Source organism: Micromonospora sp. CB01531, from assembly GCF_001905095.1.
Classification (GTDB): Bacteria; Actinomycetota; Actinomycetes; order Mycobacteriales; family Micromonosporaceae; genus Micromonospora.
In genome coordinates this window covers 1-11,775 of sequence record NZ_LWLS01000006.1, presented here as the reverse complement: position 1 = coordinate 11,775, position 11,775 = coordinate 1, and the positions used below count along the sequence as shown (strand labels likewise).

13 protein-coding genes are annotated in these 11,775 nt (G+C 67.7%); 5 read left to right on the top strand and 8 right to left on the bottom strand.

Going from position 1 to position 11,775, the window contains the following annotated elements; all coding sequences use genetic code 11:
- Nucleotides 1-228 precede the first annotated feature (228 nt).
- On the bottom strand, nucleotides 229-963 hold the full coding sequence (locus A6A27_RS03755; RefSeq protein ID WP_073832959.1) for an NAD(P)-dependent oxidoreductase: 735 nt from the start codon (nucleotides 961-963) through the stop codon (nucleotides 229-231).
- 158 nt (nucleotides 964-1,121) lie between these two features.
- On the opposite strand from A6A27_RS03755, the gene A6A27_RS03750 reads away from it, so the two are divergent.
- Nucleotides 1,122-1,739 (top strand): TetR/AcrR family transcriptional regulator, encoded by a 618-nt coding sequence (locus tag A6A27_RS03750; RefSeq protein WP_241825052.1) that lies wholly within the window; start codon nucleotides 1,122-1,124, stop codon nucleotides 1,737-1,739.
- Between the two features lie 285 nt (nucleotides 1,740-2,024).
- Here A6A27_RS03750 and A6A27_RS03745 read toward each other — a convergent pair whose 3' ends face one another.
- On the bottom strand, nucleotides 2,025-2,771 hold the full coding sequence (locus A6A27_RS03745; protein ID WP_143193851.1) for an XRE family transcriptional regulator: 747 nt from the start codon (nucleotides 2,769-2,771) through the stop codon (nucleotides 2,025-2,027).
- A gap of 201 nt (nucleotides 2,772-2,972) precedes the next feature.
- Here A6A27_RS03745 and A6A27_RS03740 point away from each other — a divergent pair, with 201 nt between their 5' ends.
- On the top strand, nucleotides 2,973-3,734 hold the full coding sequence (locus A6A27_RS03740; protein ID WP_143193850.1) for a hypothetical protein: 762 nt from the start codon (nucleotides 2,973-2,975) through the stop codon (nucleotides 3,732-3,734).
- 88 nt (nucleotides 3,735-3,822) lie between these two features.
- On the opposite strand, the gene A6A27_RS03735 is transcribed toward A6A27_RS03740, so the two are convergent.
- The 3 genes from A6A27_RS03735 to A6A27_RS03725 all read right to left on the bottom strand — a co-directional run bounded on the left by A6A27_RS03735 (nucleotide 3,823) and on the right by A6A27_RS03725 (nucleotide 5,814).
- A complete protein-coding gene (locus A6A27_RS03735; RefSeq protein ID WP_241825051.1) occupies nucleotides 3,823-4,344 on the bottom strand; it encodes an SAM-dependent methyltransferase in 522 nt (173 codons plus the stop codon).
- A 61-nt stretch (nucleotides 4,345-4,405) separates the two neighbouring features.
- Complete coding sequence (locus A6A27_RS03730; protein ID WP_073832956.1) at nucleotides 4,406-4,783, bottom strand: DUF4267 domain-containing protein; 378 nt, start codon at nucleotides 4,781-4,783, stop codon at nucleotides 4,406-4,408.
- Between the two features lie 113 nt (nucleotides 4,784-4,896).
- Nucleotides 4,897-5,814, bottom strand: coding sequence for an NADP-dependent oxidoreductase (locus A6A27_RS03725; RefSeq protein WP_073832955.1), 918 nt, complete (start codon nucleotides 5,812-5,814; stop codon nucleotides 4,897-4,899).
- Between the two features lie 107 nt (nucleotides 5,815-5,921).
- Between A6A27_RS03725 and A6A27_RS03720 the strand changes: the two genes are divergently transcribed.
- Nucleotides 5,922-6,320, top strand: coding sequence for a winged helix-turn-helix transcriptional regulator (locus A6A27_RS03720; RefSeq protein ID WP_073832954.1), 399 nt, complete (start codon nucleotides 5,922-5,924; stop codon nucleotides 6,318-6,320).
- A gap of 752 nt (nucleotides 6,321-7,072) precedes the next feature.
- On the opposite strand, the gene A6A27_RS03715 is transcribed toward A6A27_RS03720, so the two are convergent.
- The 3 genes from A6A27_RS03715 to A6A27_RS03705 all read right to left on the bottom strand — a co-directional run bounded on the left by A6A27_RS03715 (nucleotide 7,073) and on the right by A6A27_RS03705 (nucleotide 10,099).
- Nucleotides 7,073-7,420 carry a VOC family protein gene (locus A6A27_RS03715; RefSeq protein WP_274534518.1) on the bottom strand — a complete coding sequence of 116 codons (348 nt, stop codon included), beginning with the start codon at nucleotides 7,418-7,420 and terminating at the stop codon, nucleotides 7,073-7,075.
- A gap of 248 nt (nucleotides 7,421-7,668) precedes the next feature.
- Nucleotides 7,669-8,718, bottom strand: a complete 1,050-nt coding sequence (locus A6A27_RS03710; protein WP_198940172.1) for a winged helix DNA-binding domain-containing protein — start codon at nucleotides 8,716-8,718, stop codon at nucleotides 7,669-7,671.
- A gap of 247 nt (nucleotides 8,719-8,965) precedes the next feature.
- Nucleotides 8,966-10,099 carry an epoxide hydrolase family protein gene (locus A6A27_RS03705; RefSeq protein WP_198940173.1) on the bottom strand — a complete coding sequence of 378 codons (1,134 nt, stop codon included), beginning with the start codon at nucleotides 10,097-10,099 and terminating at the stop codon, nucleotides 8,966-8,968.
- A gap of 75 nt (nucleotides 10,100-10,174) precedes the next feature.
- Between A6A27_RS03705 and A6A27_RS03700 the strand changes: the two genes are divergently transcribed.
- Complete coding sequence (locus tag A6A27_RS03700; protein WP_073832951.1) at nucleotides 10,175-11,125, top strand: helix-turn-helix transcriptional regulator; 951 nt, start codon at nucleotides 10,175-10,177, stop codon at nucleotides 11,123-11,125.
- A 445-nt stretch (nucleotides 11,126-11,570) separates the two neighbouring features.
- Nucleotides 11,571-11,775, top strand: a 205-nt coding sequence (locus A6A27_RS03695) for a helix-turn-helix domain-containing protein (RefSeq protein ID WP_143193849.1), incomplete at its 3' end; no start/stop codon positions are given.

The window sequence follows — 11,775 nt, the reverse complement described above, 5'->3', positions numbered from 1 at the left end:
GTCCGCTCGGCATACGACGGGATCGAAGCCGGCAGCTACGAGATCCTCGCCGACGAGCTCAGCATCCAGGTGAAGGCCGGACTTGCCGCGCCCATCGAAGCGCTCTACCCGCAGCTCGCAGGAGCCCGCGCATGACCCGAGAACGTACATCATGAGCCGCTGGTAGTGGTCGACCGCCGGGCTCAGCGGACTCGAGTTTCTCAACAATCGGCAACGCGAGCCGGACGCTCACGCCGGGCCACGAGCGTGGGCGAGGGCCGATGGGGTCAGCCGGCCGACGATGGCCGGGGCCTCGTGGACGAGGGCGTCGTTCTCCACCGCCTCGACCATGAAACGGGCGTAGTCCACGCGACGGGTCAGGTTGCTCGCGAGGACAGGGTCACCCACGTGCCGACTCCACAGCGGCAGGCCCTGACTCTCGCCCTCCTCCAGGTCGCTGCCACGCACGACCGTCCAGCTGGTGTCACTGGCGAAGATTCTGCGGCACGCCTCCACCTGGTCGTCCACGTCCACGACACGGGCAAGCTTCGCCAGCCGCCCGAACACGGCCGCGTACATCTTGAACTTCCGGGTGTATACGTCCTTCCCGTCGCGGGTGATGTGCCAGCCGCAGGAGAAGATCAAACGGGCGCCTGGACGTGCGTGGTCGAGCACGGCCTGGGCCGTACCGGAGGCATACTGGTTCACCCCCCACGGCACCAGCACCGTGAGTACGGCGTCACATCCGTTCACCGCCCGTGCGATGACCGCATGGTCGTCGGTCGCTCCGGGGATCACCCTGATCCGTCCCTCGAACTCAGCGAGCTTGTTTACGCTCTGCTCCCGGCACACGCCCACGATCTCGTATCCGCGGTCCAACGCGTGCTGCAACATGTAGCGCCCGAGCTTCCCGGACGCGCCGACAATGCACACCCTCTTGCCGGTGCCCGGCTTCCTGGCCCCGTCCAAACCGATCGATTCCACGACCCTCTCCTCAGTTCACCACCGCCGCTATCCTTACGCCGTAAGGTACAACCTTGCGGTGTAAGGTTGTCAAGCCGTCCAATCCGCTTAGACAGGAGAACCTCGTGGCCACGGAGCCAGCCGACACGCCTCGCCGCACCTCACTCAGCAAGGAGATCGTGCTTCGCGAAGCGGTCGCGCTGGCGGACGAGGCCGGCACCGGTGCGCCGAGCATGCGCAGGCTCGCCGAGCGGCTCGGCGTCGAGGCCATGTCGCTCTACCACCACTTCCGCAACAAGGACATGATCCTCGACGGCATGATCGACCTCGTCTTCGGCGAGATCGAGCTCCCGTCGGACGTCGACTGGCGAACCGCGATGCGACGGCGGGCAGTCTCGATGCGTGGCACACTGATCCGCCACCCGTGGGCGATAAGCCTGATGGACTCGCGGACAAACCCGGGCCACGCGACGCTGCGCCACCACAACGCGGTCATCGGCTGTCTACGGTCAGGAGGCTTCTCGATCGCTGGTGCGGCACACGCGTTCTCCGTGCTGGACAGCTACATCTACGGGTACACGCTCCAGGAGCTCAGCCTGCCCTTCAAATCATCCGTCGACCTCGAGGACGTGGCGGGCTCGATCCTGAACCAGATGCCCCGCGACGAATTCCCGCACCTCACCGAGATGATCCTCGACCGCGCCCTGAAACCTGGTTACGCGTACACCGAGGAGTTCGATATCGGACTCGACCTGGTACTCGACGGACTGCAGCGACAGCGCGAAAGCTGGCTGTAACGTCCCTGATCAGCAAACGAACCGGGGCACAGCCGGGCACATCTGGAGGATGACTACGGCGTGATCGCGAGCAGACGTCCTACCCAACAAGGCGACGTAGCGCCGTCGGCGCACTCAATTCGACAGTTCAGGATGCCCGCCGATTCAAAGGCCACCTGCCGATCGTGATCGCCCTTGATCGGTCAGCACGCACGGACGGCGGCATGACAATGCGCCGTCGGGTATACGTCGAAGCATCGGATCTCACTTGGACTCGGTCCCGTCGCCTGGCAGGCAGTGGCTGTCCTACCTGCGCGCGACTTGTGCCAGGTCGAACGCGAGTTGCTGAACCTGCGACAGTTGCTCGCTGTTCAGCCGCCTGGCATCCCAGGCCACTGCGGCCAATTCTGCCCGGCGCGGGTACAGCCGCGCGGTGTCGACAGGCGGACCGACGCCGGTCAGGGCCGCAAGGTCACCGGCCGGAACACCCAGCACAGCCGCGAATGCGGTGACGTACCGCGCAGTCAACGCCGAGTCGCCGTGTACCACGCGGTAGATCGTCGAGTCTGAGACATACGGTCCATCGCCCACGAAGTACAGCAGCTGCGCGATGTGCGGGCGGATGTTCCGATTGGCCAGCAAGCCCATCACCAACGCACCGGGCCCTGCCGCGGATCGCGTCGGCGGCGGGAGCGGCTCGGCAGGCAGGCGCACCGGAAGCGAGCAGATGAACTCGTGCAACCGGTCGAAACGCTTGCCGAACACGCGCATGGCCGACCTCATCACGTGCCCGACATGCCAGGGACGGGTGCCCCTTGCGGGGGCCAGGTCGGTCGGCATGTCATGACCGGCGATCACGAACAGGTCCGCAGTGTGCAAACCCAACGCAGGTGCCAAACGACGCAGCAAAAGGGCACTCGCGTGACCGCCGGCCAGCACGGCGTCAAGTTCCGGTACGGACACGCCCGCAGCCCGCGCCACCGTTGCCGGATCGGCCCGCCTATGCGCCAGCAGCCGCCCTAACAGCACGCCGAACTCAGGCAACTCCACCACAGCAGCCAACTGTAGGCAGCAGACTCCCGACCCAGCCAGGGCCAACATTCGTCCTGGTGCCGGAGGGCAAGCACTGTCCTCGGCACCGCGCGTCGCCATCCGTGGACAGTCGGCCGGTGCTCGCCCCACCCGCCGGCATCTCGGGCGCACCCACACGCTCCCTTCACGCGTCGATCACTCGGGTCGCATACGGTCTTTGGCATGCGTCGAACGACTACCTTCACTCGTATCGCCGCTTGGCCGTGGTGGGTCTGGGCGGCGGTAGTCGCAATAGTCCTGGCCTTCGTGTCGCTCTGGCATGATCAGTCGGTGCGGTTGGTGATGTTCGCGATGGGGCCGACTCTGCTGTTGTGGCTTCCCATGTCGCGGGTGTCCCGAACCCGGTGGCTGGTTGCACTGGCCCTCGCCGGGCTGACCGCGCTCGCCGCCACGCTCATCCACTTCCTGCCGCGCGGCTTGTGGGAGATCTCCCTTGCGTGTTTGGCCGTCGCCCTGCTGGTGGTGGCTGCCGCCCGCCTGGCTGAACGACGCCGACGCGGCCCGGGAAGCCAGGCCGGGGTGGCCGTGCCCACGCTCCTGTTCGCCGGCTGGCTGTTGGTGGTGCTCTGCTGCGGCGCGGTTCTCGGGCGACCAGGGCCGTTCTTCCCGGCGGCCGACCGGGTGCTGCCGATGCCGGATGGCCTGCACGCCACGGTCCATCCGTACGACGACGCCGATTGCGGCTCAGGATCATGCATGCGGACGATGACGGTCAGAGGCCGCCCCGGTCAATCCAGCGAAGACGTCTATGCGGAGGTGAAATGGCATGTCAAGGCGCGAGGGTGGGGCCGGGGGTGTCGCCCCGTTGGCTGGCTGCTGGACCGAACCACGGAATGCATCGAGCTGGCCGTGGAGGGCAATCAGGTAACGATCTTCCTCTCCGGCAACCGGGACGACCTCCGGCGTGTGGTGACAATCGATTGACAGGCGCACTCACATCGGCCAGATCCGGTCGTGCCGTCGGACCCGCCTCGGTCTGCCCGTGGTTGGCGCCGCATTCCACGTGACCTAGTTAGGGCTGGAAGTACTCCGACATCAGGCGGCTGACCCATTCCGGCTGCTTGACGTTCTCCGGTAGGAACTCCGTCATCACTGGCTTCAGGTCGATAACCGGGGTGCCGGAGACCGCGTCGAGGCCCACCACCGTCAGTTCACGGCCGTGGACGCCGTCGATGGCGCAGGACGTCACCCCGATGCGGTTCGGTCTGCGAGGGCCGCGGCCGGCGAACACGCCAACGGGCGGGAGGTCGGGACGGCCGCGGTTGGGACGGGGCTCGCGGTAGTCGCCGTGGTCCGGGAACTGGTCGAAAATGAAGAGGACCTCCACGTGGGAGAAGCCCTCCAGGCCCTGGAGGCACGCATCGCCGAAGCGCTCGTCGACGGTGATCGTGCTGCGGACCGCGCCCCAGTTGTCCGTGTCTTGAACGTCCGTCCTCGCGTTCCGGACGGTACCTATCGGGGTGATTTCGAAGCTGAGCATGATTCCTTCCAGGTCTTTTTCGAGTGTCGGGCCATCAGCACCGTCCTCGACCACGCGGTGACGAGCCGGGGAGGCCGCATCCGGGGGATCGGCGGTACTGCTGTGTGGCAATCGATTACCCGGCGAACAGGAGCACGCTGATCACCAGCATCACCACCGCGGTGGCCCCGTGAATGCCGTAAGCGGCCACCTTGGGCCCGTTGCTGCGCAACACGATCAGTGCGTCGCCGACGGGTATGCCGGCGGCGGCCAGCATGAACCAGCCGAGTAGGTGGGGTGTCGCTCCCGCCAGCAGGATGAGAGTGAAAAGTCCCGTGGCGATGTCGCGCACGGCCTTGACGGTCAGCCAGGCATGGAAGGTGCGGTCCCCGGTTGGCGTGTCGGGGATACCGAAGCCGGCTGCGGCCTGCGGCGCCCGGAAGGCTTTCGCGCCCATGAGGACGACGGCTATGCCGATCAGTCCGGCGAGCACGTTGGCGATGTTGATGAGCATGGTTGTCCCTCTGGAGCGAAGCGAATGTAGCGACGGAAAGCTTGTAGCTTCTGGCACCGCCCCTTGTCTGCGGCACGAGAGTGCGTGGTGGGGCGGTGACCCAGTGCGGCAGGCTAGGGAACGATCACTACGCCTCCGCGCACGCCGCCTTGGGCCAGCCGGTGGTGGGCTGCTGCCGTGTCGGTGAAGGAGTAAACACCGGCGACCCGCAGCGGGATGTCGCCGCTTTCTACCAGTTTCACCAGTTCGCCTAGCCGGTTGCTGTCGGGCAGCACGTTCAGTGCGAACGTCCGGATTCCCCTGACCGGCTCCGGGCGCAGCGGGGGTGAGGCGGCCACGTAACCGCCGCCGTCCCTGACCAGTTGCATCAGTGACGAGCCGATCACTGCGAGGTCGACAACCGCGTCGAAGCTGGCTGCCGCCCCCGGGATCGGATCGTCCGAGCGCGGCACGAACGCCGCGCCCTGCGACTCGACGAACTCGCGGTCGCCAGCCGCCGCTATTCCTGTGGCGTGCAGGCCGGCGACTCTGGCCAGCGCCAGGGTGAACCCGCCGACCTGCCCCGCGGCGCCTGTGACGAGCACGGACGAGCCTGCCGGGAGCGCGAGCAGGTCGAGGGCTTGGGCGGCGGCGAGGCCGTTGGTCGGCAGGGTCGCAGCCTCGCTGGCGGGAATGCCGACAGGCGCGGCGGTCAGCCATGCGGCATCGAGGACCACATACTCCGCGTGGGCGCCGACCGTGGTGCGCAACCAGGGTGAGAAGCCGATGACGTCGTCATTCACAGTGAGATCTCCGACGGACTGTCCCACCGCGTCGACCGTGCCAACCACGTCCCAACCGGGTACGTACGGCAGCCCGGCCGGCAGTGGTGCCGGGAATCGACCGGCGCGAACCATGAGATCAACCGGGTGTACGACGGACGCGGCGACCCGTACTCGCACCTGGCCCGGCTCCGGCTGCGGCACCGGCAAGTCCGCCACCACCCGCAAAACCTCCGGCCCTCCGAACTGTGCATAGCTGACTGCGCGCATCGCCGTACCCTCCGCTGAACGTCATGATCGCCATTACGGTAGGTATCCTGGGCACCGTGAGAAAGTAGGCACCTGGAAGTGCCTAGGGCACCGACAAGGAATGGCACATGGCGACGACGACCGCGGGACAACGACGAGAGCAGGCCAAACGCGACTACGACGCGTTTCTGGCGGCCTGCCCGACCCGGGAACTGCTGAGCACACTCACCGACAAATGGGCGGCACTGGTGATCGCGGCGCTCGCCAGCGGTCCGCAGCGGCACAGCGACCTCGCCCGCCGCATCGCCGGCGTCAGCCAGAAGATGCTCACCCAGACTCTGCGCACACTGGAACGCGACGGTCTGCTCACCCGTACCGTGACCGCGTCGGTGCCTGCCCGCGTCGACTACCAGCTCACCCCGCTCGGCCACGACCTGTTCCCAGTCATGGTCGCGATCAAGACCTGGGCAGAGACACACATGGACCGCGTCTTTCAGGCCCGCGCCCAGTTCGACGCGCGATCATGAAGTCCAGTGGGCGCTGACCGTCCGACCCGGTCACCAGGTGAGCGGACTATTCCCGATGCGTCCACGATCCCAGGTCGTCTACGGGCTGGCGACGGAACTGGCGAACATGAGGCAGCGGCAGCCCGGAACGCACTCAACTCGACACGTCCGGACGTTCCTCCGGCCGCAAGTGGTCACGATCCGTAACGCTCGGATCGCGGCTATATGCGGATGGGACAGCCGTTGACTCTGGCTGGTAGACATACCGCCGTGGCCGAGAATCTGCCAACGCCGACTTCGCCCTGCCCTACGTGTGGAGGCAGCCGTGTGGCTACGGGCGTACGTACCGACATAGACCAGCAGAGCATCCGGTTGTGGCGGCCATCGCGGCGAGGATGGGGCACTCGAGACGTGACGTCAGTCCGCGCTTTGGCCTGCGTCAGTTGTGGCCTCGTAACCCTCCACGCGGCAGACCTACCCCGCCTCCAAGCCGAGGCGGCTAAGCATCCTGAGCTGTTCAGGTGGGAGAATTAGCCGAGCCAGCACATTATGCTGGTTGATCCACGCCCGCATCCGCTCATCGGCTATGTGGGTATACCGGCCGAGTCAGCATCTCGTGACGCCGCATAGCACGCGGACCGCGGCTACCTGTGCGCACCGCATCAAGCCGTGGGTCTCCGAGACTGGCCGGCCCGGCAGTTGCCGGGCGGCCGGACGATCAGGTGGCCGCCGAAGGGAGCCGCGCCGGTCCGGAGCACGAGCCAGGGCTGAGCTCAGTTCACCGGCGGCGCCCAGGTAGGACGCCTGATCAGGCAGAACGGGTGGCCAGCGGGATCGGCATACACGTGATCGCCAGGCAACCGCCGCGCGCCCAGTGCGAGCACTGTCTCACCCGCCCCGTCCTGGTCGTCGACCATCACGTCAAGGTGCATCTGCTGCGGCACTGCCGGCTTTGGCCACGTCGGCGGCGTCAGGTCGGCGGCGCGCTGAAACGCCAGCCCGGACGCCGCCGTGCTGGCCGACACGACGACGAAGTCCTCGTCCGCGTAGGTGATCGGGTCGCCGAGGACCGCGCTCCAGAAGCGCGCCTCGGCCATCGGATCTGAGCAGTCGACGATCAAATGGTGAAGCCTGCCGACAGGCAAAGCGAACGCCTCCTTTAGTGGCCCGGCCCGTGCCAGCGGTGGTCATATGGCCATATGGCCACCTTCAGCGCACGAACGGTCGTGTCTGGACCAGGTTCGTTCATCGTCGCCTAGTGCGTGACGCCAGGAGGGACTGCCACGCGGGCGGATCGCGGCATGCGCGGGCGTTGTCGACGCTCGCAGACCGATCACTGTGTGTCCGGCATCGGTTGGCGCTGGCGTGGTTACGCGTGGCCGCCTACGGCCACCGGGCCGATGGTCAACTGTGGTCTGCCTTCCAGGATCTCCCCGATTCGGTCTACCTGGTCGTCGAGGTCCCGGCGCTCGGTGACGGTGAGCGTGGTCAACGGTTCGACCGTGATGTGCAGTTTGCGTCCGGAGCGGCGGAGGTGCCAGATCCCGGCAATGGTGCCGTCGATGAGCAGTACCGGGAAGTTGCCGGCCTGGCCGCCGGAGAGTGCGCGTTGCGCGGCAGGTCCGGGGAAGAGTTGCTCGCGCGGGTGGCAGCCGACGGTGTAGGCGTCGAAGTACGGCAGTAGCCGTACCCCGTGCGGTGGCACGGGTGCCGGCGCGGTGTCGCCGGCCGGGACCCAGGCGACCGTGCCGGCGACGTCGACCTGTTGCAGTTCGCCGGCGAGGGAGTCGAACAACTGGGTCGCCCAGCGGCGAGGCGCGGACAGCCATTGCGCGAACTGCTGCGGTGTGGCCGGGCCGTACGCGTGCAGGTAGCGGCGGACCAGGCCGGCGAGGGCGTCGGGTGCCGGGGCAGGCCGGAATCCTGGCAGCCACCGTTGCGGGCTGGTGTAGGTGACCTTCCGTCCACGGTTCGGGCCGAAACAGAGTGCCCCGCGGTGTGCGGCAAGGTGTATCGCCTGTCGCCAGCGCGGCCACATGCCGCCGAACCCGGGCACCACCGGGTCGGCGGCCCAAGAGCCGGTGCGGGCGACCACCGCTGCGGTGAGCTCGTCGATGGTCAGTTCCGCGTCGGCCAGTGCTTCCGCGATCGCCGAGACGACCTCGTCGGTCTGCTCTGGGGTCAGCCGCGCGTCGGCGGGCATGCTGTTCGAGGACGCCGGCAGGGCGCCGAGCGCGCCGGTCCACAGCGGCAGCTCACGCGTCGGCAGCAGGTGCACGGTGCCGCGCGACCCGAACGTCTTGACCAGACTACGTTCCTTCCACAGCGCGTCCCGAACGTCGTTGCGGGTGGCACCGGCTACGCGCAACCCGATGGACACCTCAGCGGCGGAGAGCACTTGAGCGTGCGCGCCGCACATGGCGGCAACGGCATCGGCTGGCCGGCCGTGTACCGGAGCAGATAGTCCGTGCCGGTCGAGCCGCCGACCCCATACATCGGGCCAGGACAGCCGCGGCACCATCGTCGAAAGGTTGGTCATCGAGCACGTCTCCCGGCGTCGTGGTTCGGGTGGGCGTTCCCAGGCTTCGGCTGAGCGCGGAACGTGCCGTCTCGTCGCCCGGATCGAGCGGTCCGGGCGACGAAACGGCCGGCCTGGCTGGGTGCGGTCAGCGGAGCTTACGGAAGAACTCGCGCACGTCGCCGACGAGGAGGTCGGGTGCTTCCAGGGCGGCGAAGTGCCCGCCGCGGCTGAACTCGGTCCAATGCACCAGGTTGTGGTCGCGTTCGGCGAGGGGCCGGATGGTGATGTCGTTGGGGAACACCGCCACCCCGGTCGGTACTGAGGAGCGTGGCTGGGCCTGGCCCCAGGTGCGGGCGTCTTCGTAGTAGATGCGGGAGGCGGATCCGGCGGTGCCGGTCAGCCAGTACACCGAGACGTCGGTGAGGATCAGGTCCCGGTCAACGGCGTCCTCGGGTAGGGCGGCGCTCGGATCGGTCCATTCCTTGAACTTCTCGACGATCCACGCGAGCTGGCCGACGGGTGAATCGGTGAGGGCGTAGGAGATTGTCTGCGGCCGGGTCGACTGGACGATGGCGTACCCACTCATGTCCCGGCCCCAGGTCGTCATCAGCGCGAGGCGGGCCTGGTCGGCTTCGGTGAGGCCGACCAGCTCGGCCGGATCACCGGAGGGGAAGGTGCCCAGGTTGTTGACGTGCACGCCGAGCACGTGATCGGGGTCGATGCGGCCCAGCTCGGGGGAGACGATCGCTCCGGTGTCGCCACCCTGCGCCCCGTAGCGGTCGTAGCCGAGGCGGTTCATCAGTTCGGCCCAGGCGTGGGCTACCCGGTTGGTGTTCCAGCCCGGGGCGGCGAGTGGGCTGGAGAAGCCGAAGCCGGGCAGGGACGGGGCCACGACGTGGAAGGCGTCGGCGGGGTCGCCGCCGTACCGGGCGGGATCGGTCAGCGGGCCGATGATCTTCATGAACTCCACGACCGAGCCGGGCCAGCCGTGGGTGAGGATGAGCGGCAGCGCGTCCGGCTCGGGCGAACGCACGTGCAGGAAATGCACGGTCTGCTCGTCGATGACGGTGGTGAACTGGGGAAATTCGTTCAGCCGTGCCTCGTGGGCACGCCAGTCGTACTTGGTCTGCCAGTAGTCGGCCAGGTCTTTCAGGTAGCCCGACGGCACCCCGGCCTCCCAGCCGGCGCCGGGCACCTCGCCCGGCCAACGGGTGTGGGCGAGCCGCTGACGCAGGTCGTCCAGGTGGTCCTGCGGGATGTTGATCTGGAACGGGGTGATCTCTTCGCTCATGGCAGTCACACTATGAGGCAGCTAGGACAGGTTTCGCCCTAGGCGGATGGCAAACTTCTGGGCATGTTGGAAACCTCCGCCCGACTGCTGCGGCTTCTCGGACTGCTGCAAACCCCGCGTGATTGGACCGGCGCAGAGCTTGGGCAGCGCCTTGAGGTCGACGTGCGGACCGTGCGGCGTGACATCCAGAAACTGCGCGACCTCGGCTACCCGGTGCACGCCACCCCCGGCGCGGCCGGCTACCGGCTCGGCGCCGGAACGAAGCTCCCGCCGCTGCTGCTCGACGACGAGGAGGCCGTCGCCGTCGCCATCGGGCTACGTACCGCCGCCAGCGGCACGGTCACCGGCATCGAGGAAACCTCGCTACGCGCACTGGCCAAGCTCGAACAGGTACTGCCCTCGCGCATACGGCACCGGGTCAACCTGCTGCACTCGGTCACCGTCACGGTCCCCGCCGCCGGCCCCACCGTGGACCCGGACGTGCTGACCGTCCTCGCCGCCGCCTGCCGCGACCACGAGCGGGTTCGCTTCGACTATCTCAGCCACGACGGCACCGACTCGGTACGCGACACCGAACCTCACCGGCTGGTCCACACCGGCCGGCGCTGGTACCTGGTCGGCTGGGACACCGACCGGCGCGACTGGCGCACCTACCGGGTCGACCGAATCCGTCCCCGTATCCCGACCGGCCCTCGCTTCACCCCCCGACCGGCGCCCGACGTCAACCTCGCCGGCTACCTCACCCACGGTGTCTCCACCGCCCCCTACCGCTATCAGGCTCGAATCACCCTCCACGCTCCGGCCGAGACCGCCGTCGAACGGATCGCGCCCACCGTCGGTGTCATCGAGGCAGTCGACCCGCACACCTGCCTCCTGCACACGGGATCCAACTCCCTCGACGAACTCGCCATCTACGTCGCATCGTTCGGCTTCCGCTTCCAGATCCACCAACCACCCGAACTCATCGCCCACATCCGAGACCTCACGACCCGACTCACCGACGCCGTCCGCTGACCGCCAAACAACCCCCACGCAACGGCAAGGCCCAGCGGCCTCGACCGAGTGCCGGCAACCTACTCAGTTCGGTAGATCCGGAAGCCGAGCGGTCAGCCGCGGGCGCCGCCAGGCAGGGTTTGCCCATCGCGCTGACCACCACATCCGGCCGACGTCAATAGCCGATCGTTGCGGGAGGGCCGACCTGCCGCAGGGTCGCACGTCGATCCGGGCCTGGTTCTGTACTGGTGCCGTCCGCCGCTCCCCTGCTGATCTCGGCGCGAGGCCGTCTCGGGTTGACAGCGGACACGGGAATTTCCTCGTGGAGGGACACGACAGTCGGGCCTTGCTGGCAGTCACCGACCGTGATGACGTGGGCCCGAGATCCCCGGCCGGGCAATGTCGCACTCTCGCACTAGTGTTCTGCGCCGGAAATTCGCCTCATAAGTGGGTGTAGGGTGGTGGGATGCCGAGGACCGGGCGTCCCACCCCGCCGCTGGTGTTGTCCGACGAGGAACGCGCGACGCTGGTGCGCTGGTCACGGCGGGCGAAGTCCGCGCAGGTCCTCGCGATGCGCGCGAAGATCATTCTGGCGTGCGCGGAAGGCGCGTCGAACACAGACGTGGCAACGGCTTTGAGTGTGCACCTGTCCACCGTGGGCAAATGGCGGC